Here is a 21,793-nt window from a genome sequence, read left to right as displayed (position 1 = left end):
GCGATCAAGCCCATTCGCTCAGGCCTTCGCGCTCGTACAAGGTGCGGAACGAGGGCCGCGCCTTCATGCGTCGGGCCAGCTCGCCCAAGTGCGGCCAGTCGTGGCCGGGGCGCGGCATGTTGCGGGTCCAGCGCATCAGCATGGTCAGGTAGAAATCGGCGATGCCCGGGCCCTCGCCCAGCAGATAGGGGCCATGCGCGGCCAGGTGCGCGTCGATGTGCTGCCAGGCCGCCTCGACGCGCTCGCGCACGCCCGCGCGCACGGCCTCGGGATCGGCGCCGACGTCGCCCGGGTACCACCACAACCGCAGCGGCGATTGCACCGCGTTGGCCAGGTACAGCATCCACTGGTAGTAAGCGCCGCGGCGCGGATCGCTGGGCGCGGGCGCGAAGCCGGACTCGGGATGGCGGTCGCCGAGCAGCAGCAACAGGCCGCAGGTCTCGTGCAGCGGCTGGCCGTCGACCAGCAGGGTCGGAATCCGGCCGGCCGGATTCAGGGCCAGATAGTCCGCGCGCTTGTGCGCGCCGCTGTCGATGTCGGTCAGACGCAATTCGTGCGGCTGATCCAGTTCGATCAGCAGCCAATGCACGACCAGACTGGCGGCGCCGGGAGAGTAGTAGAGCGCGTACATGCGGACATCCCTGGAAACGGTCGGGCAGTTTAAGCCAGGCCCCGGCCCGTACGCTGCCGCGTGGAGCGCGCGCATTGCGTTTCGAATGTGCTGACGCCGCTTGTCAGCAGTGTGCCAACCGTGCACAGCCTTGGCCCGGAGGCTCCGTTACCATGCGGGCAGACCTGGGAGAGAGACCCCGCATGACCCGCACGCTCTTGCTCGCCGCGCTGCTCGCCAGCGCCCTGCCCGTCGCCGCCGCCGACACCTCGCTAAGCACCGTCGCCGAGCGCAGCGGCTTCACCAAGACCGGCCGCTACGACGAAGTGATCTCGCTGTGCGAGGCCTATGCGCTGCGTTATCCGGACGCGGTGCGCTGCGCCGATTTCGGCACCTCGCCCGAGGGCCGGCCGATGAAGGTGTTGATCGTGTCGCCGGCCGGCGCGTTCACCCCGCAGGCGGCCAAGGCCAAGAACCTGCCGGTGATGCTGGTCCAGGGCGGCATCCATTCCGGCGAGATCGACGGCAAGGACGCCGGTTTCCTGGCCCTGCGCGAGGCCCTGGACGGCGCCGCCGCGCCCGGCGCGCTGGCCAGGCAGGTGCTGCTGTTCGTGCCGGTGTTCAACGTCGACGGCCACGAGCGCTTCGCGCGCTGGAACCGCCCCAACCAGCGCGGCCCCGAGGAAATGGGCTGGCGCACCACCGCCCAGAACTACAACCTCAACCGCGACTACCTCAAGGCCGACAGCATCGAGATGCAGTCCATGCTCAAGCTGGTCGACGCCTGGGACCCGCTGGTCTACGTCGATCTGCACGTGACCGACGGCGCCAAGTTCGAGCACGACGTGTCGATCCAGGTCGAGCCGGTGAAGTCGGGCGACGCCGCATTGCGCAAGGCCGGCACCGCGCTGCGCGACGGCGTGATCCAGCGCCTGGCCGCGCAGGGTTCGCTGCCGCTGCCCTACTACCCCTCGTTCGTGCAGAACGACGATCCCAGCTCCGGCTTCGAGGACGGCGTCGCTCCGCCGCGCTTCTCGCACGGCTATTTCCAACTGCGCAACCGCCTGGCCATGCTGGTCGAAACCCATTCCTGGAAGGACTACCCGACCCGCGTGCGCATCACCCGCAACACCGTGGTCGCGCTGATGGAACTGGTCGGCGCGCAGGGCGCGGCCTGGCAGCGCGAAACCGCCGCCGCCGATCAGCGCGCAACCAAGCTCGGCGGTCAGCCGGTGGCGCTGGACTACAAGGCCGGCCCCAAGACCCGCACTGTCGCCTTCCGCGGCTACGCCTACACGCGCACGCCCTCGGAGATCTCCGGCGCGCTGATGACGCGCTACGACGAGACCACGCCCCAGGTCTGGAACATCCCGATGAAGGACGACGTCCAGCCCAGCCTCACGGTCAAGGCGCCGCGCGGCGGCTACCTGGTGCCGGCCGCGCACGCGGCCTGGGTCGCGGCCAAGCTCGACCAGCACGGCATCGCCTACCGTCGCCTCGACGGCGCGCTGCCCAAGGCGCGGGTCGAAACCTTCCGCGCCGACAAGGCCGAGTTCGGCGCGCAGTCGGTGGAAGGCCACCAACGCCTCACCGCCACCGGCGAGTGGAAGCCGGAACTGCGCAACGTCGGCGCCGGCGCCCTGTTCGTGCCGATCGCCCAGCCCAAGGCGCGCCTGGCCATGGCCCTGCTGGAACCGCAGGCGCCGGACGCGTTGGCGGCCTGGGGCGAGTTCAACAACGCCTTCGAGCGCAAGGAGTACATGGAGGACTACGTGGCCGAGGAAGTCGCGCGCGAGATGCTCGCCGCCGATCCCAAGCTCAAGGCCGCGTTCGAGCAGAAGCTGAAATCCGACCCGGCCTTCGCCAAGGATGCGCAGGCGCGCCTGGAGTTCTTCTACCGCCGCCACTCGTCCTGGGACGACAGCTACCGCCTGTATCCGGTGCTGCGCATCGCGACGGTGCCGCGCTGAGCGCGCGGACGATCGGCGGGCCGGCGTCGCGGCGCCTGGCCGCGCGGCTGCTGGGCGGCGTCGCCCTGCTGGCGATGCTGGCGGCTGCGCCATTGCCGGCCGCCGAACCGCAAGCGGCACCCGCCGACGGCGGGCTTTCGGTCGTTACCCTCAATCTCTGGCACGACAAGAGCGACTGGCCGGCGCGCCAGCGCCAGATCGTGGCCGAGCTGCGCCGCCTGCAACCCGACGTGATCGCGCTGCAGGAAGTGCTGCAGCACCAGACCCTGCCCAACCAGGCCCAGACCCTGGCCGATGCGCTGGGCTACCGCGCCTACTTCGTTTCGGTGGACGCCACCGACGTGGCGCGCCGCTACGGCAACGCGATCCTGAGCCGTCGCCCGCTGCTGGCCTTCGATTGGAAGCCCTTGCAGCCCGCCGACGATTACCGCACCGTCGCCCACGCCCGCGTCGAGGTGAACGGACGCGTAGTCAACGTCTACGCCACTCACCTGCACTACAAGCCCGAAGGCGGCGCGATCCGTCGGCGCCAGATCGACGATCTGCTGGCCTACATCGACGCCACGGCCGGCGGCGCGCCCAGCCTGGTCGCCGGCGATTTCAACGCCCCCGAGCACGCGCCCGAGTTCGCCGAGTTCGGCCGCCGCTTCCGCAACGTCTACGGCGCGCTGCATCCGGGCATCGCCGACGACGCCCGCGAGCACAGCACGCTCAACCTCAATCAGTACGCGCCGCTGCGCATCGACCATGTCTGGTACCAGCCCGACGCGTTCGCGCCCAGCCAGGCCGAGATTCTGTTCGACGCACCGGATGCGGACGGCGTGTGGGCGTCGGACCACTACGGCCTGCATGCCGTGCTGCGCATGACGCCGCCGACCGCTCCGTGACGGATACGCCTCGACGCGACCGCCGCGCAGCGACCGACGCGCGGACCCAGCGGGCGCCGCTCAGCGCTGCATGTACTTCCAGTTGCGGTGCTTGCCTTCGGCCAGCCATTCCACGGCCTGCTGCACGCGCTTGAGCCGGGTCGCCTCGCGCTTGGCTTCGACGATCCACTCCACGTACTCGCGTCTGTGGCTGGGTGGGAAGGCCTCGAAGGTCTTGCGCGCCGGGGCGTTCTTCTTCAGTGCCGCCACAAGGTCCTCGGGCACCGCCAGCGGCGGCTTGGGTTGCGCGCTCTTGGTCGTGGGCCGCTTCACGCCCGCGTCGATCAGGGCCATCGCCTGCTTCACGTAGCCGCCTAGCTCGCGCTTGCCCGGCAGATCGGCGAGCCGGGTCAGCCGCCCGAACTGGCCCATCCCCTCCTCGCCCTTGCGACCATCCGGCCCGACGATGTGGGCGCCCTGCCAGAAACCGAAGCTGGCGTGCTGCTTGAACGCGGCCATGCCGCACAGGATCCGGCCGTGGTAGACGAAACTGGGCATGCCCCACTTCAGGGTTTCCTCGACCTCCGGGCAGGCCTTATGCACCACGCCGCGTACCTGTTCGAGGATGGGCCGGGCGAACTCGGCGGCCTGGGCGATGTAAGCGTCGATGCGTGGGTCGTGCTGGGGCATGACGGGCTCCCGGGGCCGGCGTGGCTCACTGGCGCTTGAACACCAGGCTGAGCGTGGCACCGGGATCGTCGACGATCAAGCGGCCGTCGCGCAGGCAGTAGCGGTGACTGGGCGCGCTGCCCTGCACCTGCAGACGGTGGCAGTCGCCGTCGCGCTCGAGCTCGCGGTAGTTGCGCGCCACCGCGTCGGGCACGCCGAGCACGCGCATCACCAGGGCGTCGTCGGTGATCTCCAGCAGGCCGCGGCCGTAGAGCTCGCGCAGAAACGCGATCTCGCGCTCGCTGCGGCCGCCCCGACGCGCCTCGGCGACGGTCGCGTCCAGGTCCACCACCCAATGGCCTTGCAAGGTTTCGTCCGCGCCGCAGGCCGACAGCGTCGCGACCGCGAGCAAGGCGAGCGCCAGCGTCTTCATGCGTCCGCGAGCGGCCACTCGCCCAAGATGTCGTAGCGACTCTGTCCTTGCGCGGCCAACAGGCTATGCACCAGCACGAAGCGGTCCACCCGCCACGCGATCGGTTCGATCGGCGTCGGCGCCAGCGCGCGTTCGGCATCGCGCAGGATGGTCACGTGCGGCGCATGCGCGCGATGGCCGGATTCGATGCGCACGCCGGCCTTGGCCAGGGCCACGCCCAGACGCTCCCACAACTCGGTCAGGCCCGGCGCGGGGTGCTCGCAACCCAGCCACCACGGAATGGCGTGGTTGCGAAAGCTGCCGGCGCGGTCCAGGGACAGCTCGAACGCGGGCAGGCGCAGGGTCTGCGCGGCCGTGGCGGCGCGTTCGGCGATGGCCTGCGGCAGCGCGCCGAAATCGCCGAGGAACTGCAGGGTCAGGTGATAGCGGTGAGCGCCGATCAGGCGCCCGCCGCCCTGGTACCGCTGGCGCAAGGCCGGCGCGAGGCCGGCGATGCGCTCGCGCGTGGCCGTGTCCGGCATCAGCGCGAAGAACAAACGATGGATATCGGAACGCGCCGCGGGCGCCGGGCCGAACAAGGAGTCTTGTTGCATGCCGTCAGTGTAGCGCCCGCGCGCGGCGATCTCAGCCCTTCGGCGCCGGCGATTCGGCCTCGCGCTTGCGGGTGTCCTCGATCAGCGCCTCGCGCGCGGCGCGGCGCAGCGCTTCGGGATCGGACTGACGCAAGTCGGCGTTGGCCGGCAGACCCAGCTTGGCCAACATGTCGGCGATCACGCGCTTGTTCGCGTACGGATGCGGATGATCGGGCTCGTCGTCCTGGCTGCGGTAGAAGCGGTCGAGCAGCTTGATCCGGGTGACGTCGGCCTTGGCCAGCTCGACCAGCTTGGCGCGGTACTCCAGCGTCCACGGCGGCATGTCGGGCCAGCGCTTCAGGTCGGCGTAGTGCTGGGACTCGTGGCCTAGGAAACTGACCTGGAAGTCCTCGCCCTTGAGATCGCCGTAGGCCGCGCGCACCGCGTACAGCCCCTCGGGATTGGCCCAGCCGGCCGCACCGGTCTGATTGCAGGCGGTGTAATTGCTCCAGCCGCGGCTGAGCCAGCCGTCCATCACGAACACCTTGACCGGTTGCTGTTCGCCGCCGGGCAGCGCGACGACGTGGTCCTGCTCCTCCTGCTCGCTCCACAGGAACAGGTCGTACAGCGGCGGGGTGCGGCCCTGCAGAGGATGCAAACCGCTGGCGCGCAGTTTCACGTTGATGCGTTCGGTCAACGCATCGAATGCCTCGTCGCCGTCGGCCGGCGGTTTCTCGCCGATCGTCGCGGCCAAGTCGGCCTTGAGCTTGGCATCCTCGGCCGGACGCTGGGCCGGATTGCGCACCGCGAGCCACCAGTAGCGCTGATAGATCTCGAGCACGCGCCGGGCGTAGGGATCGCGGACCTCGGCGGCCGAGGGCGGCGGCGGCGAACGACGCTCGTGACGATCCAGCATGCAGCTGCGGAAGGCTGCGTCCTTGGCGTTGAACTGCTCGACCGGCGCCGCCTTCAAGGCGGTGAGCGCGGTCGGCACGTCGGCGCGCAGGGAGGCGCCCAAAGCGTCGCTGACCGCCTTGACGGCGAGCGGGCCGCTGGTTTCCGGCAACGGCGCCGGCGGAGCGGCAGCACCGCCCAGCACCCAGGCCAGCAGCAGCGGCGCGGCGATCGCGGCGGACGACAGGGAAGGTTTCATGGCGAAGACTCCAGAGCGCGGGGGATGCGCGTTGGAGCCATTAGGCCGCGATGGCGAGCCGCCGGTCTTGTACGTACTTGATCTGGCGGCGCAGCCGCGCCGGCGTGCAGCCGGCATGCGCGACCACGATGCGGTGCAGGTGGCTTTGATCGGCGAATCCCGCGGCCGCGGCCACCTCGGCCAGCGGCAGCGCGCCGCCCAGCAGTTGCAGGGCGTGGCGCCAGCGCGCTTCGCGGCGCAGGGCGCGCGGCGACATGCCGTAGCTGCGGCTCAGCGCGCGGCTGGCGTGTTCGGCCGAGACCCCGAGCCCGCGCGCGAGCACGGCGATCTCGTGTTCGGACTCGGCCATGCCGCGCAACAGTTCGCCCTGCCAGTCGGGCAGCTCCGGCGCGGCCTGCGGGCGCGCGCAGGCCAGCAATTCCGACAGGCGCTGCGGGCAACGCTCGAACACTTCCACCGCCTCGCGCAAGTCGTGCACTTCCCAGGCGCTGGCGGCCAACTCGAACGCGCCGGGCGCGAGTTCGATATTGATCGCGCTGGCGCCCAAGCCGCCGAAACGGTCGCCGTGGGCGTGAAACGCCGGGTGCAGCACCAGGGTGCCGGGCCGGCACGGCAGTGGGCCGTCGAGACTGGCTTCGGTGTAGTCGCCGTCCAGCACCAGCGCGACGTAAGGCGCGCTGTGGCGATGGGTCGCCAAGGTCGCGCCGCGTTCGTGACGGGTGCGGTAGGCGCTGCCGATCGGATTCAACGAGGCGGCTCCTGGGCGCCGTTCGCGCCGCCGCGCGCTTCGGGTTTGCGCAGGTAGTCGGCCAAACCGCCCAACTGCAAGCCCTGGACCTTGTCGATCACCGGCACGAACTTGCTCAGGTCGTCCGGCGTGTAGCCGCCGGCGCGGTAGGCCAGGGTGATGCGGGTGCCGCCGCCGTCGGCGGGCGCCAGCCGGAACTCCATCGCGCCGTTCAAGCCCATGCCCTGCAGCGGGCCCAGCCCGCCGAGCAGGCGCAGGGTCTTGCCGGGATCGACGAAGCTCACGGTCATGTGCAGCGCCTGCTGCTGCCCGTCCAGACCGATCTCGCAGAAGCAACCGCCCGCACGCGGCTCGATCGACAGCCGCGACGCCTTGCCCCACCAGGTGTGATCCTTCGGCCACCAGCGATCGACCTCGCCGACCAGCGCCTTCCAGGCCGTGGCCTGGTCGACGGGCACGACCTGTTCGTTCTCGATGCTGAAGCCATTGGCGGCGACGTCCTTGACCGCGGCCGTGGCCGTGCCACCAACGCCCAGCAGCAGCGCCGCGGCGCATGCCATTGCGATCCTCACCATAGCCGTCCCCCTTCGCCAGGCCGCGACCGGCCGTTGCGGCGATTAGGAACCGCGCCGCGGCCGCCGCGCAAGCGACGGAAGTTGGGGGGCGGCGCGGCCTCAGGCGTCCAGTTCGCTCCAGCGCGCGTATGCCGCGTCCAACTCCGCCTGGGCCTGCGCCAGGGTCGCGTTGTGGGCGTTGATCGCGGCGCTGTCGCGTTGGTAGAACGCCGGCTCGTTCATCTGTTCGGTCAGTTCGGCCAGGCGCGTTTCCAGTTGCTCGATGCGCAGCGGCAACTGCTCCAGCTCGCGCGTTTCCTTGTAGCTGAGCTTGCGCTTGGCCGCCGGCGCCACGGCTTCGGCCTTGGCCGGCTCCGGCTTGCCCGCGCTGGGCGCGCCCGCGGCGGGCTTGGCCGCGCCGACCGAGGTCACCGGCCGCTGCCGCAGCCAATCGGTGTAGCCGCCCACGTACTCGCCGACCCGGCCCTCGCCTTCCATCACCAGGGTCGAGGTCACCACGTTGTCGAGGAAGTCGCGGTCGTGGCTGACCAGCAGCAGGGTGCCGGGGTAATCGCCCAGCAATTCCTCCAGCAGCTCCAGCGTTTCCACGTCCAGATCGTTGGTCGGTTCGTCCATCACCAGCAGGTTGGACGGCTGCGCGAACAGCTTGGCCAGCAGCAGGCGGTTGCGCTCGCCGCCGGACAAGCGCGTGATCGGCGCGCGCGCGCGTTCGGGGGTGAACAGGAAATCTTGCAGATAGCCGATCACGTGCTTGCTCTTGCCGCCGACCTCGACGAACTCGCGGCCTTCGGCCACGTTCTCGATCGCGTTCCAGTCCTCGCGCAGGGTCGCGCGGTACTGGTCGAAGTAGGCGACCTGCAGTTTGCTGCCTTCGCGCACTTCGCCGGCCTTGGGCTGCAGATCGCCGAGCAGGATCTTGAGCAGGGTGGTCTTGCCGCTGCCGTTGGGCCCGATCAGGCCGATCCGGTCGCCGCGGAAGATCGTGGTCGACACGTCGCGCAGCAGCGGCTTGCCGCCGAAATCGAACGACACCGACTTGGTCTCCACGACCTTGCGGCCGGAGGCTTCGTTCTGGGCGAAGTCCATGCGCACGTTGCCGGTCAGGTCGCGGCGCGCGGCGCGCTCGTTGCGCATCGCCTTGAGACGGCGCACGCGGCCTTCGTCGCGGGTGCGCCGGGCCTTGATGCCCTGGCGGATCCAGACCTCTTCCTGCGCCAGCAGCTTGTCGAAGCGCGCGTTCTCCTGCGCCTCGGCGTTCAGGCGTTCCTCGCGGCGACGCACGTAGTTGTCCCAGTCGCCGGGCCAACTGGTGACCTGGCCGCGGTCGATCTCGACGATGCGGGTCGCCAGCGCACGCAGGAAGCGGCGGTCGTGGGTCACGAACACCAGCGCGCCCTGCCAGGACTTGAGGAACTGTTCCAGCCAGTCGATGGCTTCGATGTCGAGGTGGTTGGTGGGCTCGTCCAGCAGCAGCAGGTCCGGCGCGGAGACCAGCGCGCGCGCCAGCAGCACGCGCCGCTTCATGCCGCCGGACAGGCCGGAGAATTCGACCTCGCCGTCCAGGTCGAGCCGGGCCAGGGTCTCGGTGACGCGCTGATCCAGGCCCCAGCCGTGGGCGGCCTCGATCTTGGTCTGGACCGCGGCGACCGCATCGGCGTCGTAGTGGTCGGCGTGGGTCAGATGGTGGTATTCGGCCAACCAATGGCCGAGCTCGCCCAGGCCGTCGGCGACCACGTCGAAGACGGTGCCGTTGGCGCCGGGCGGGACTTCCTGCTCGAGCCGGGCGATGCGGGTATTGCCGTCGCGGCGGCCGCCGTCGACCAGGATGCGGCCGTCGTCGGGCTGGATTTCTCCGGCCAGCAGTTTCATGAGCGTGGACTTGCCCGCGCCGTTGCGACCGATCAGGGCGATGCGTTCGCCCGGTTCGATGGACAGTTCGACGTTTTCGAGCAGGAGCGGGCCGCCGACGCTGTAGTCGACGTTCTGAACGGTGATCAAAGGCATCCGACCATTGTAGCCGGGGCACGCGCCCCGGCGCCGTCCGGGCGCGCGCCGGATGCCGGCACGGCGCATACTGGCGCCTCGCCGCCGGCATGGTGCTGCGGCCGCCACCACCGAATCGAGGAGCCTGCCATGAGCAAGGGCTTGGACCGCAAGAAAGAAACCAAGAAGAAACCGACCAAGACGATCAAGGAAAAGCGCGCCGAGAAGAACGAAAAGAAGGCCACCAAGGGCTTTGCGCCGACCTGATCGCGCGCTTCGCCGGCCCTATGCGGCCGGCCGGATCGCCGATCCACCCCGCCGCCCGCGCCTGTGCGCGGGCGTGCTTCAGGAGCCTCGGGCAAGCCGGGCCCAGCCACCGAGCCCGCTGACGCTATTCGTCGGCATGCCCCACGCCTCGGAATAGCAGCGGCGCAAGCCCTCGCAAGACCGCCGCGCCCCGCTTCCTGTGGGAGCGGCGTAAGCCGCGATCGCGCCGCCGCGCACCCCAGCGCCACCGGCGCCACCTGACGAATCGCGGCTTACGCCGCTCCTACCCCGAGACCTTGATCGCGCGCGCCCACTCGCAAGGCCGCGCCCCTGCTTCCTGTGGGAGCGGCGTAAGCCGCGATCGCGCCGCTGCGCGCTCCAGCGCCACCGGCGCCCACCTGACGAATCGCGGCTTACGCCGCTCCCACAGAGAGCAGGCGCTGATCTACCGAGCCTAGGGGTAGGAGCGGCGCAAGCCGCGACCACGTCACCCACCCCCCAACGTCGCTGGCCTTCGAGTTCGCGCGTCGCGGCTTGCGCCGCTCCTACCCGAGACCTCGAGCGCGCGCGACCACTCGCAAAACCGCGCCCCTGCTTCCTGTGAGAGCGGCGGCTTGCGCCGCCGTCGAGCCGACTGTCGCCGCCGCGACGGCGCCCGATCTCAGGAGCTGCAGGACAGCATCGAGCAGCCGGCGCGATCGCGCGCCCAGTCGGGGCGACGTTGCGCATAGGCCTCGCGGCCGGGCTGGTCCTCGTAGGGTCGGCGCATCACCTCCAGCAACTCGGTCACGCCGTCCGGATCGCCCTGCTCGGCGCGGTCGATCGCCTGCTGGGCCAGGTAATTGCGCAGCACATAGCGCGGGTTGCTCGCGCGCATGCGCGCCCGGCGCTCGGGCGCGGGCAGCGCGTCCTCGGCCAGGCGCGTGCGGTAGCGGGCCAGCCAGGCCAGCAGCGCCGGTTCGTGCTCAGCGCGCTTGGCCGGGTCGTAGAACGCGTCCGCGAACGGCTGCAGGCCGGCCTCGGCGTCCCAGTCCGACAAGGCGCGGAACCACAAGGTCATGTCGATCTCGGCCGCACGCATCAGTTCGCGCAGCGCGTCCATCAGCGCCAGGTCCTCATCGCCGCACTCGCGCAGGCCGAGCTTGCGCGCGACCGTGTCGCGCTCGGCCGCGTTCCAGGCCTCGACGTAGCGGCGCAGGCCATCCTGCAGCGGCGCCACGTCGGCGAACAGCGGCGACAGCGCGCCGGCCAGACGCGACAGATTCCAGTACGCCACCTGCGGCTGCGCGCCATAACGGTAGCGGCGGCCGCCGGCGTCGGTGGTGTTGGGGGTCCAGTCCGGATCGTAGTCGTCGATCCAGCCATAAGGGCCGTAATCGATGGTCAGGCCGAGGATGGACAGGTTGTCGGTGTTCATCACCCCGTGCACGAAACCGACCCGCATCCAATGCGCCATGGTGATCGCGGTGCGCTCGCAGACCTGGGCGAACCAGGCCGCGTACAGCGCTTCGCCGCCGCCCGTCAGCTGCGGGTAGTCGCGGCCGATGCAGAAATCCACCAGGCGCCGCAGCAATTCGTTGTCGCCGCGCGAGGCCGGCAATTCGAAATGCCCGAAACGCAGGAACGAAGGCGCGACCCGGCATACCACCGCGCCGGGTTCGGCCTTGGGGTGGCCGTCGTAGAACATGTCGCGCACCACGTTCTCGCCGGTGCCGATCAGGCTGAGCGCGCGCGTGGTCGGCACGCCCAGGTGATGCATGGCCTCGCTGCACAGAAATTCGCGCACCGAGGAGCGCAGCACCGCGCGGCCATCGGCCGTGCGCGAGTACGGGGTCGGGCCGGCGCCCTTGAGCTGCAGCTCCCAGCGCTCGCCGGCGGCGTTGACGACCTCGCCCAGGCTGATCGCGCGACCGTCGCCCAACTGCCCCGCCCAATGCCCGAACTGATGCCCGCCGTAATTCGACGCGAACGGCTGCATGCCGGGCAGCAGGGCGTTGCCGGCGAACACCTGGGCAAACTCCGGCGAGCGCAGCGCGGCCTCGTCCAGACCCAGGCGCGCGGCCATCTCGGCCGAGTACGCGAGCAGGCGCGGCGCCGCCACCGGGGTCGGCTGCACGCGCGAATACAAGGCGCCCTGCACCTGGCGCACGCCTGGCCCCGTTTCGGGGTCGGCGGGCAGTTCGCGGATTAAGGCGTTGTCGAAGTCGAAAGCCAGCATCTCAGCCCAGCACGTCGAAGGGACCGCCGCGCTCCAGCGCGCGCTGGTACGCGGGCCGGGCGTGGATGCGTTCGAGGAACGCCTGCATGTGCGGACGATCGCCACCCGCGCGCGCGACCGCGGCTTCGACCGGGAAGCTCATCTGGATGTCGGCGATGCCGAAGCGCTCGCCCGCGAACCAGGCGTGGCGGCCCAGCTCGGCCTCGATGTAGTCCAGGTGCAGCTTGAGCTGCGGTCCGACGAAGCTGGCCATGGCCTTGTCGGCGATCCCGCGCGCCACCGGCTTGGCGAAGAACGGCATCGGCGCGCGCTTCAGGCGCGCGAACACCAGGCTCAGCAGCAGCGGCGGCATCGCCGAACCCTCGGCGTAATGCAGCCAGTAGCGGCAGCGCAGGCGCTCGGGCGCGTCCAGCGGCGCCGGCGGCGGGCTGTAGCGATGCTCGCCGTCGTAGCGCTCGGCCAGGTATTCCAGGATCGCGGCCGACTCGGCCAGGACCCGCTCGCCGTCCTCCAGCACCGGCGATTTGCCCAGCGGGTGGATCCGGCGCAGTTCCGGCGGCGCCAGCAGGGTCTGGGCGTCGCGCTGGTAGCGCACGACCTCGTAGGGCAGTTCCAGCTCTTCCAGCAGCCAGAGCACGCGCTGCGAGCGCGAATTGTTCAGATGGTGGACGCGGATCATGACGGCCTGGGCGGTGGGGTCCGGGCCCATGGTAGCGGTCGCGGCGGTTCGGCGATTCGGCTCCGGGGCCGCGCATGGCCTAGACTGGTGGCATTCCCCATCGAGATCGCCATACATGGCCAAGCCCAATTACTCGTTCGAGAAGCGCCAGCGCGAGATCGCCAAGAAGAAGAAGCAGGACGAAAAGGCGGCCAAGAAGGCCGCAGCCAAGGACACCGGCGCGCCGGCCGATCCCAGCGGCAGCCCCCGCGACGACGAACGCAGCAACGGCTGAGCCCTGCCCCGGGCCGAGGCGACGCCAGTCGCCCGCCCCGCCCCAGCCAGTGCAGGCGCGCGGACCCCGCTGTCCGCCCCGCCTCCCCCCGGCGCAGCCGTCACGGCCGTGCCCGCGAACCCCCTTCCGATGACCGAAGCCCCCGTCCCTGCCGCGCAGCCGCCTGCCCCGCAGATCTGGGTCGATGCCGATGCCTGCCCCGGCGTGATCCGCGAGATCCTGTTCCGCGCCGCCGAACGCGCGCGCATCCAGGTCACCCTGGTCGCCAACCAGTGGCTGCGCACGCCCGGTTCGCGCTACGTGCGCGCGATCCAGGTGCCGTCCGGCCTGGACGTGGCCGACAACGAGATCGTGCAGCGCGTGGCCGCTGGCGACCTGGTGGTCACCCAGGACATCCCGCTGGCCGCGCTGGTGCTGGAAAAACACGCGGTCGCGCTGAATCCGCGCGGCGACCTCTACACCGCCGACAACATCGCCCAGCGCCTGTCGATGCGCAATTTCATGGACGAACTGCGCGGCGCCGGCGTGCAGACCGGCGGCCCGCCGGTGTTCCATGCGCGCGATCGCCAGGCCTTCGCCAACCAACTCGATCGTTGGCTGGCGCGAAGTCGCGTTTGAAGCCCGGCGCGCGCGGGTATGCTCGGGGCTTCGCGTCCAGCCGAGCCCGACGATGACCCCGAACCCGCGCCGCCCCGCCCTGCCCGCCTGGTGCCTGCCCGCGTTGCTGGCCTGCCTGCCGATGGCGGCGTCCGCGCAGAACGCCGACTGGACCCTGGTCCATGCCGGCCGCCTGCTCGACCGTCCCGGCCAGGCGCCGCGCGGCGCCAGTACCCTGCTGCTGCGCGCCGGGCGCGTGGAAGCGGTGCGCGACGGCTACCAGGATGCGTCCGCGTTCGCCGGCGTGCCCGCCGACGCGACCGTGCTGGACCTGCGCGACCGCTACGTGCTGCCGGGCCTGATCGACTGCCACGTGCACTTGGTGTCGGACAAGGCCGGCGTCGAAGGCCAGCTCGACAGCGTCTCCGGCAGCGTCGCCGACCACGCCTTCGAGGCCGCGGTCAACGCGCGCAAGACCCTGCATGCCGGCTTCACCACGGTGCGCAACCTCGGCGACAGCGACGGCGTGACCCTGGCCCTGCGCGACGCGGTCGCGGCCGGCAAGCTGCCTGGGCCGCGCATCCTCGACGCCGGTTCAGCGATCTCGACCACCGCCGGCCACATGGACCCGACCCTGGGCTTCCGCGAGGACCTGCATGCCGCGCTGGACGTGCACGGCAACACCTGCGACGGCGCCGACGATTGCCGGCGCGCGGTGCGCCGGCAGATCGCGCGCGGCGTCGACGTGATCAAGATCGCCACCACCGGCGGCGTCAACAGCCGCATCGGCGCCGGCCTGGGCCAGCAGATGTTCGACGACGAGGCGCGCGCCATCGTCGAAACCGCGCACCTGTACCGCAAGAAGGTCGCGGTGCACGCGCACGGCGCCGACGGCATCGCGGTCGCGCTGCGCGCGGGCGCGGATTCGATCGAGCACGGCACCCTGCTCGACCGCGAGGACATCGCCCTGTTCCGCAAGACCGGCGCCTACTACGTGCCCACGCTGTCCACGGTGAACGGCTACAAGGAGCGTCTGGCCAAGAACCCGCAGGCCTATACCGGCGAAGTCCGGGCCAAGATCGAATGGCGCATAGGCATCACTGGCAAGGCCCTGGAAGCGGCCGTGCCGGCGGGCGTGAAGATCGCCTTCGGCACCGACGCCGGCGTCAGCCTGCACGGCCGCAACGCCGACGAATTCGAGCTCATGGTCGCCCACGGCATGACCGCGCCGCAGGCGATCCAGGCCGCGACCGTGAACGCCGCCGACCTGCTGGGCCTGTCCGACCAGGTCGGCAGCCTGGAACCGGGCAAGCGCGCCGACCTGATCGCGGTATCGGGCGACCCGCTGCAGGACGTGACCGTGCTCAAGCGGGTCGAGTGGGTGATGAAGGACGGCCGGGTCGAGAAGGACGTCCGGGCGCGCTGAGGCGCGGATATCGCTCACCGCAGCCCTCCCCATCTTTGGCCCGTCTCCCCTCTTTGAAAAAGAGGGGTTGGGGAGATTTGCTTTCGCTTTGTAAGCGGACGCAGCCGATCGCCTTCGCGCAAATCCCCCCCAGCCCCCTTTTCCAAAGGAGAGAACTGAACGACGATTCAGCGCGCAGACCGCAGCCAGGCCCGGAAAACCACGCATTTCCAGGCGGTTTCCGCGCCGCTGAGCCAGTGCTCCACCCGGGTCCGGTACACTAGGCGGTCTTCCGACCGGCCTCCGCCGGCGCTGCCGAGCCGCCCCATGAGCGCCGAGACGCCCAGTTCCAGTTCCGCCCCTTCCGACCCCGCCAGTTCCGTCGAGGCGCCGTCGCTGAAGTTCACCGACCTCGCCCTGTCCGAGCCGCTGCTGCGCGCGCTGTCCGACGTCGGCTACGAGTCGCCCTCGCCGATCCAGGCCGCCACCATCCCGCCGCTGCTGGAAGGCCGCGACGTGCTGGGCCAGGCCCAGACCGGTACCGGCAAGACCGCCGCGTTCGCGCTGCCGATCCTGGCCCAGATCGATCCCAAGCAGTTCAAGCCGCAGGCCCTGGTGCTGGCGCCGACGCGCGAACTGGCGATCCAGGTCGCCGAGGCCTTCCAAAAATACGCCGTGCACCTGCCCGGTTTCCACGTACTGCCGATCTACGGCGGCCAGAGCTACTACCCGCAGCTGCAGGCGCTCAAGCGCGGCGTGCACGTGGTGGTCGGCACCCCGGGCCGGGTCATCGACCACCTCGACCGCGGCACCCTGGACCTGTCCGAGCTGCGCTGCCTGGTGCTGGACGAAGCCGACGAAATGCTGCGCATGGGCTTCATCGACGACGTCGAGAGCGTGCTCAAGAAGACCCCGGAATCGCGCCAGGTCGCGCTGTTCTCGGCGACCATGCCGGCGCCGATCAAGCGCATCGCCCAGACCTATCTGAAAGAGCCGGTCGAGATCGCGATCAAGGCCAAGACCACCACCGCGGCCAACATCCGCCAGCGTTACTGGTCGGTCAGCGGCGTGCACAAGCTCGATGCGCTGACCCGGATCCTGGAGGCCGAGACCTTCGACGCCATGATCGTGTTCTCGCGCACCAAGCTGGGCACCGAGGAACTGGCCGAGAAACTGTCCGCCAGGGGCATTTCGGCCGCCGCGATCAACGGCGACGTGCAGCAGGCGCAGCGCGAGAAGACCATCCAGAACCTCAAGGACGGCAAGATCGACGTCCTGGTCGCCACCGACGTGGCCGCGCGCGGCCTGGACGTGGACCGCATCAGCCACGTGCTGAACTACGACATCCCCTACGACACCGAAAGCTACGTCCACCGCATCGGCCGCACCGGCCGCGCCGGGCGCAAGGGCGAAGCGATCCTGTTCGTGACCCCGCGCGAGCGCGGCATGCTGCGCGCGATCGAACGCGCCACCCGCCAGCCGATCGAACCGATGGAGCTGCCCAGCGTCGAGACCGTCAACGAGCAGCGGGTCACTCGCTTCCTCGGCCGCATCAGCGATGCGCTGGAAAGCAGCGACCTGAGCCTGTTCCGCGACATGGTCGAGCGCTACGAGCGCGAGAAGAACGTGCCCGCGGTGGAGATCGCCGCGGCCCTGGCCAAGCTGGTGCAGGGCGACAACCCGCTGCTGCTGACCCCGCCGCCGGCGCAACGCTACCAGCGCGAAGAGCGCGAGGGGCCGCGCGAACACCGCGGCGCGGCCACGCGCAAATTCGTCGAGCGCGACAACGCCTCCAACGCCGGCGCCCACCGCCGCGAGCATCCGCGCGCCGACGCGCCGCGTCCGGCCCAAGAGCGCAGCTACGCGCCGCGCGACGAGGCGCCGCCCGCGCACCGCCACGAGACCCGCCAGTTCACCCCGCCCGCGCCGCGTTCGGTCAATGCCGCCGAGTCCTTCTTCGACGACGAAGCGCCCGCGCCGCGCGCGGAGCGCGAGCGCGCCCCGCGTCCGCCGCAGGCCGGTCCCGAGGTCGGCATGGAGACCTTCCGTATCGAGGTCGGCCATAGCCATGGCGTGCAGCCGGGCAACATCGTCGGCGCGATCGCCAACGAGGCCGACCTGGAAAGCCGCTACATCGGCCGCATCGACATCCGCGACGACTACACCCTGGTCGATTTGCCGGAAGGCATGCCGCGCGAACTGATGGAGCACCTGAAGAAGGTGCGTGTGGCCGGCCAGCCGCTGCGCATCCAGCGCGCCGGCCCCGGCGACACCGAGGGCGGCCGCAGCCGTCGTCCGGGCGGCCCTGGCGGCCCCGGTGCGCGCGGCCCAGGCGGCCCGCGTCCCGCCGGCGGCAAGCCGCACGGCGCCGGTCCCCGTAAGCCGTTCAAGCCGCGCGATCCGCGCTGAGGCGGCTGGCTCCCTTATCCCGCTTGCGGGAGAGTGGCTAACGCAAACAGACGACCTTGGCTGTCCCTTCTCCCGTTTGCGGGAGAAGGTGCCCGAAGGGCGGATGAGGGCGCGCGAATCCAAAGCGGCGGCGCTAGTTGATGCTGCGCGTGCCCTCACTCCAACCCCTCTCCCGCTTGCGGGAGAGGGGCTAAAGCCAGCAGGCGACCTTRGCKRTCCCTTCTMCCGCTTGCGGGAGAAGGTGCCCGAAGGGCGGATGAGGGCGCGCGAATCCAAAGCGGCGGCGCAAGTTGATGCTGCGCGTGCCCTCACCCCAACCCCTCTCCCGCAAGCGGGAGAGGGGCTAACGCAAACAGGCGACCTTAGCGRTCCCTTCTMCCGCTTGCGGGAGAAGGTGCCCGAAGGGCGRATGAGGGCGCGCGTCCCCGAAGCGCCGGCGCAAGCTTGAGGCGTCCTCAGCCCCCCGCCGCCTTCAGCGAACCAATCGTCATAAGCCAAGTCTCGCTACGCACGCCCCGGCTTTGGCATAGTCGTGAGGTAAGCCGCCGCCTCGTCCCCCATGCCCCGCATCCTGGTTTTCCAACACGTCGCCGCCGAGCCGCTGGGCACGCTGGACCCGCTGATCCGTCGTCGCGGGCACCGCATCCGGTTCACCAACTTCGATCGCGATCCCGACGCTCAGCCCAATGTCGACCGCTACCGCGGCCTGATCGTGCTCGGTGGGCCGATGAACGTCGAAGACCAGGCCCAGCGCCCGCACCTGCGCACCGAGCTGCTCGCGATCGAACGCATGCTGGAACAGGGCAAACCGATCCTGGGCATCTGCCTGGGCGCGCAGTTGCTCGCGCATGTGCTGGGCGCGCCGGTGCGGCGCCACCATCAGCCCGAGATCGGCTGGTATCCGCTGCACGCGACCGAACCGGGCCGCGACGACGCGGTGCTGGCGCCGTTGGCCGAGAGCGCTCCGGTGTTCCAATGGCATCGCTACAGCTTCGAGGTCCCGCAAGGCGCGACCCATCTTGCGCGCACCGACAGCTGCGAACAGCAGGCGTTTCGCTGGGGCGACAACGCCTACGGCTTCCAGTTCCATCTGGAAATGGACGTGCCGTTGATCGAGCGCTGGCTGGCCAATCCGGTCTACCGGCGGGAACTGGAAGAACTGGGCCACGGCACCAGCGAGGCCGCGATCCGCGCCCACACCGCCGAACACATCGCCGGCATGCAGCAGCGCGCCGACGCGGTGTTCAACAACTTCCTGGACCTGGTCGGCCGCCCGCAGCGCCGCTACACCCTGCCCTCGCGCGAGTGGGTGTGAACCGGCGATGGGGTAGGAGCGGCGCGAGCCGCGACCGCGTCGCCCTGCCGACGACGCCAGCGCGGTAGGCGATGGATGGCAGTCGCGGTTCGCGCCGTTCCTGCCCTGCGATTCGCAGCGCTAGAGCGACAGGCCGCTTTCGTAGCGCCGCTGGCTGCCATCCACCGGATCGACGAACGCCAGCGACCGCGCCAGCAGCTTCAAGGGCCGGGCGTAATCGTCGGCCGTGCGCTCGGCCGGCAAGGGATAGAACGGATCGTTGAGGATGGGTGCGCCCAGCGCCGCCATGTGCACGCGCAGCTGGTGCTTGCGGCCGCTCACCGGTTCCAGCCCGTAGCGCCAATGCGCGTCGCCGCGCGCCAGCACCTCGATCCGGGTCAGGCTGTTGGGCGCGCCTTCGGCTTCGCGCATCAGGAAGAAGGGATCGCCTGGCTCCAGCCGGCTGGCCCGCTCCAGCGGAAACGCCCATTGCGGCAAGGGCGCGGCCAGCGCCTCGTAGCGTTTGACGATGCGGCGCTCGCGAAACAGCGCCTGATAAGCCGAGCGCGTGCGCGGATCGACCGAGAACAGCACCAGCCCGGCGGTAGCCCGATCCAGGCGGTGCAAGGGCGCCAATTCGGCGCTGCCGTAACGGCGCGTCAGCCGCGCCAGCAGCGTCTGGCTGACATAACCGCCGGACGGCACCACCGGCAGGAAATGCGGCTTGTCGACCACCAGCAGATGGGCGTCGGCGTACAGCACGCGTTCCTCGAACGGGATCTCGGCCTCGGCGGCGACCTCGCGGAAGTAGCGGATCTCGGCGCCGACCCGGTACGGCGCGTCCTCCGCCAGCGCCCGGCCCTGCGCATCCAGCACGCGCCCGCGCGCGAAGCGCTCGCGCCACTGCGCGCGGGCGATCGCCGGGAAGCGCGCGCACAGGCCGTCCAGCACGGTCGCCCAGGGGCCCGGCGGCAGTTGCAGGCGACTGGCGGCGACGCCGTCGAGCGGCTGGAAGGGGGGTACGGGCATGCGCGCATTCTCGCCCAGCCGGCCCCGCTCAGGCGGCGCCGGCGCGCAGGGCCTAGAATGCGCGCTGTTTTTCACTCCGCAGGTCCGTCCATGGCGCCCAACGCCACCATCGTCAAGATCGAACTGCAAATCAGCGACATGGACCGGCATTACTACGCCGCCCACGCCCTGACCCTGGCCCAGCACCCCTCGGAAACCCAACAGCGGCTGATGGTGCGCATGCTCGCCTTCGCCCTGAACGCGCACGAGCGCCTGGAATTCGGCCCGGGCCTGAGCAGCGAGGACGAGCCCGATCTCGCCCTGCGCGACTACACCGGCGACATCGAGCTGTGGATCGACGTCGGCCAGCCGGACGAGTCGCGCATCCGCAAGGCCTGCGGACGCGCGCGCCAGGTGGTGGTGGTGAATTACGGCGGTCGCGCGGCCGACATCTGGTGGGACAAGAACGTCGCCATTCTGCGCCGCCTGAAGAACCTCACCGTGCTGGACATCGACAGCGACGCGGTCGAGGCGATGGCGGCGATGGTCGAACGCAGCTTCCGCCTGGACTGCCAGATCCAGGACGGTGAAGTCGCGCTCAGCAACGACCGCGTCGCGCTCACGCTGACGCCGTCGGTGCGCCAGGGCGTGGGCACGCAGGCCGCTTGAACGCATGGCGGAGCTTTACGACGTCCTGATCGTAGGCGGCGGCGCGGCCGGCCTGATGTGCGCGCTGACCGCCGGCCAGCGCGGCAAGCGCGTGCTGGTGGTGGAGCACGCCAATCGGGTCGGCAAGAAGATCCTGATGTCGGGCGGCGGCCGCTGCAACTTCACCAACACCGGCACCGGCCCGGCCAACTTCATCTCGGCCAATCCGCATTACTGCAAATCGGCGCTGGCGCGCTACACGCCGGCCGATTTCGTGGACCTGGTCGAACGCCACAGCATCGCCTACCACGAGAAGGAACTCGGCCAACTGTTCTGCGACGTGTCGTCCAAGCTGATCGTCAAGATGCTGCTGGACGAATGCGCGGACACGGGCGTGCGCATCGAGACCTCATGCAGCGTCGAGCGCGTGCTGCACGCCGAGGGCGAGGCGCCGTTCCGCCTGCACACCACGCGCGGCGCGTTCGCGGCACCGCGGCTGGTGATCGCCACCGGCGCGCTGTCGATCCCCAGCATGGGGGCCACCGGTTTCGGCTACGAACTCGCCCGCCAGTTCGGCCATAGCGTGCTGCCCACGCGCGCGGGCCTGGTGCCGCTGACCCTCAGCGGCAAGCATCAGGAACGCCTGGCCGACCTCAGCGGCGTCGCCCTGCCGGTGACCGCGCGTTGCAACGGCCGCAGCTTCAGCAACCAGATGCTGATCACCCACCGCGGCGTCAGCGGCCCGGCGATCCTGCAGATCTCGTCCTACTGGCAGCCCGGCGACGACTTGCGCCTGGACCTGCTGCCGGGCCAGGACGCCGCGGCCTGGCTGCGCGCGCAGCAACTGGAACGCCCGGCGGCCGAACTCAAGACCGTGCTGTCGGATGCGATGCCGCGACGTTTCGCCCAGCGCCTGTGCGAGCTGTGGCTGAGCAACAAGCCGATGAAGCAGTACACGCCGCCGGAGTTGAAGCAGCTGGCGGCGACGCTGCAGGACTGGGCCCTGGTGGCCAGCGGCACCGAGGGCTACCGCACCGCCGAGGTCACCCTGGGCGGCGTCGACACCGACGAGTTGTCCTCCAGCACCATGGAATCGCGGCGCGTAGCGGGCCTGCATTTCGTCGGCGAAGTGGTCGACGTGACCGGCTGGCTGGGCGGCTACAACTTCCAGTGGGCCTGGGCCTCGGGACACGCGGCAGGTATCGCGGTCTGAGCTGAAGGCCGCTACCGGCTCCGCGCTCGCTGTGGGAGCAGAGCTCTGCCTTCTGTGGGAGCGGCGTGAGCCGCGATCGAAGCACCGAGATGCCGAATCTCGTCTCGATCTGACACATCCTTCGCGGCTCACGCCGCTCCCACAGCAAGCAAAGGGCGCTGCGCTTTGGGGGTGGAGCCGCGCGAGCCGCGACCGTCATCCG

20 protein-coding genes are annotated in these 21,793 nt (G+C 70.4%); 9 read left to right on the top strand and 11 right to left on the bottom strand.

Annotated features, from left to right (window positions below; genetic code table 11):
- Positions 1-4: 4 nt before the first annotated feature.
- Positions 5-631 carry a glutathione S-transferase gene (locus ASE43_RS00640; protein ID WP_057159137.1) on the bottom strand — a complete coding sequence of 209 codons (627 nt, stop codon included), beginning with the start codon at positions 629-631 and terminating at the stop codon, positions 5-7.
- A 152-nt stretch (positions 632-783) separates the two neighbouring features.
- Between ASE43_RS00640 and ASE43_RS00635 the strand changes: the two genes are divergently transcribed.
- Both ASE43_RS00635 and ASE43_RS00630 read left to right on the top strand, forming a co-directional pair.
- A complete protein-coding gene (locus tag ASE43_RS00635) occupies positions 784-2,580 on the top strand; it encodes a M14 family metallopeptidase (RefSeq protein ID WP_200956183.1) in 1,797 nt (598 codons plus the stop codon).
- A 92-nt stretch (positions 2,581-2,672) separates the two neighbouring features.
- A complete protein-coding gene (locus ASE43_RS00630; RefSeq protein ID WP_162258736.1) occupies positions 2,673-3,467 on the top strand; it encodes an endonuclease/exonuclease/phosphatase family protein in 795 nt (264 codons plus the stop codon).
- A 60-nt stretch (positions 3,468-3,527) separates the two neighbouring features.
- On the opposite strand, the gene ASE43_RS00625 is transcribed toward ASE43_RS00630, so the two are convergent.
- The 9 genes from ASE43_RS00625 to ASE43_RS00585 form a co-directional block, all read right to left on the bottom strand.
- Positions 3,528-4,136, bottom strand: coding sequence for a YdeI/OmpD-associated family protein (locus ASE43_RS00625; RefSeq protein ID WP_057159134.1), 609 nt, complete (start codon positions 4,134-4,136; stop codon positions 3,528-3,530).
- Between the two features lie 25 nt (positions 4,137-4,161).
- Complete coding sequence (locus ASE43_RS00620) at positions 4,162-4,548, bottom strand: hypothetical protein (RefSeq protein ID WP_057159133.1); 387 nt, start codon at positions 4,546-4,548, stop codon at positions 4,162-4,164.
- Entirely contained in the window at positions 4,545-5,141 is a 597-nt protein-coding gene (gene thpR / locus ASE43_RS00615; RefSeq protein WP_057159132.1) for an RNA 2',3'-cyclic phosphodiesterase, read from the bottom strand. The genes ASE43_RS00620 and thpR overlap by 4 nt, the downstream gene beginning before the upstream one ends.
- 31 nt (positions 5,142-5,172) lie before the next feature.
- Positions 5,173-6,273 carry a hypothetical protein gene (locus ASE43_RS00610; RefSeq protein ID WP_057159131.1) on the bottom strand — a complete coding sequence of 367 codons (1,101 nt, stop codon included), beginning with the start codon at positions 6,271-6,273 and terminating at the stop codon, positions 5,173-5,175.
- A 40-nt stretch (positions 6,274-6,313) separates the two neighbouring features.
- Positions 6,314-7,021 carry a helix-turn-helix domain-containing protein gene (locus tag ASE43_RS00605; RefSeq protein WP_057159130.1) on the bottom strand — a complete coding sequence of 236 codons (708 nt, stop codon included), beginning with the start codon at positions 7,019-7,021 and terminating at the stop codon, positions 6,314-6,316.
- Positions 7,018-7,581 (bottom strand): hypothetical protein, encoded by a 564-nt coding sequence (locus ASE43_RS00600; protein ID WP_057159129.1) that lies wholly within the window; start codon positions 7,579-7,581, stop codon positions 7,018-7,020. The genes ASE43_RS00605 and ASE43_RS00600 overlap by 4 nt, the downstream gene beginning before the upstream one ends.
- A gap of 114 nt (positions 7,582-7,695) precedes the next feature.
- A complete protein-coding gene (locus ASE43_RS00595; RefSeq protein WP_057159128.1) occupies positions 7,696-9,600 on the bottom strand; it encodes an ATP-binding cassette domain-containing protein in 1,905 nt (634 codons plus the stop codon).
- Positions 9,601-10,507: 907 nt separating this feature from the next.
- Positions 10,508-12,064 carry a YdiU family protein gene (locus tag ASE43_RS00590; protein WP_057159127.1) on the bottom strand — a complete coding sequence of 519 codons (1,557 nt, stop codon included), beginning with the start codon at positions 12,062-12,064 and terminating at the stop codon, positions 10,508-10,510.
- 1 nt (position 12,065) lies between these two features.
- The gene (locus ASE43_RS00585) at positions 12,066-12,743 is read right to left on the bottom strand and encodes a glutathione S-transferase (protein ID WP_057159801.1); all 678 of its coding nucleotides are present in this window, start codon (positions 12,741-12,743) and stop codon (positions 12,066-12,068) included.
- Between the two features lie 115 nt (positions 12,744-12,858).
- Between ASE43_RS00585 and ASE43_RS22210 the strand changes: the two genes are divergently transcribed.
- From ASE43_RS22210 to ASE43_RS00565, 5 genes are all read left to right on the top strand, one after another.
- On the top strand, positions 12,859-13,017 hold the full coding sequence (locus tag ASE43_RS22210) for a hypothetical protein (protein ID WP_200943932.1): 159 nt from the start codon (positions 12,859-12,861) through the stop codon (positions 13,015-13,017).
- A gap of 129 nt (positions 13,018-13,146) precedes the next feature.
- Positions 13,147-13,635 carry a YaiI/YqxD family protein gene (locus ASE43_RS00580; RefSeq protein ID WP_057159126.1) on the top strand — a complete coding sequence of 163 codons (489 nt, stop codon included), beginning with the start codon at positions 13,147-13,149 and terminating at the stop codon, positions 13,633-13,635.
- A 52-nt stretch (positions 13,636-13,687) separates the two neighbouring features.
- Complete coding sequence (locus tag ASE43_RS00575) at positions 13,688-15,040, top strand: amidohydrolase family protein (protein WP_200956182.1); 1,353 nt, start codon at positions 13,688-13,690, stop codon at positions 15,038-15,040.
- Positions 15,041-15,346: 306 nt separating this feature from the next.
- Positions 15,347-17,428 (top strand): DEAD/DEAH box helicase, encoded by a 2,082-nt coding sequence (locus tag ASE43_RS00570; RefSeq protein WP_082607020.1) that lies wholly within the window; start codon positions 15,347-15,349, stop codon positions 17,426-17,428.
- Positions 17,429-17,987: 559 nt separating this feature from the next.
- Entirely contained in the window at positions 17,988-18,743 is a 756-nt protein-coding gene (locus ASE43_RS00565) for a gamma-glutamyl-gamma-aminobutyrate hydrolase family protein (protein WP_056174181.1), read from the top strand.
- Positions 18,744-18,863: 120 nt separating this feature from the next.
- On the opposite strand, the gene ASE43_RS00560 is transcribed toward ASE43_RS00565, so the two are convergent.
- Positions 18,864-19,751, bottom strand: coding sequence for a pseudouridine synthase (locus tag ASE43_RS00560; protein WP_057159125.1), 888 nt, complete (start codon positions 19,749-19,751; stop codon positions 18,864-18,866).
- 90 nt (positions 19,752-19,841) lie between these two features.
- Here ASE43_RS00560 and ASE43_RS00555 point away from each other — a divergent pair, with 90 nt between their 5' ends.
- Entirely contained in the window at positions 19,842-20,399 is a 558-nt protein-coding gene (locus tag ASE43_RS00555) for a YaeQ family protein (protein ID WP_056174177.1), read from the top strand.
- A 4-nt stretch (positions 20,400-20,403) separates the two neighbouring features.
- Positions 20,404-21,591: an NAD(P)/FAD-dependent oxidoreductase gene (locus ASE43_RS00550; protein ID WP_057159124.1), complete on the top strand. Its 1,188-nt coding sequence runs from the start codon at positions 20,404-20,406 to the stop codon at positions 21,589-21,591.
- The last annotated feature ends 202 nt before the right edge of the window (positions 21,592-21,793 follow it).

The organism is Lysobacter sp. Root983, assembly GCF_001429345.1.
Lineage (GTDB): Bacteria > Pseudomonadota > Gammaproteobacteria > Xanthomonadales > Xanthomonadaceae > Lysobacter.
The sequence above is the reverse complement of the archived record's forward strand: the minus strand, read 5'-3'. Positions and strand labels throughout refer to the sequence as shown.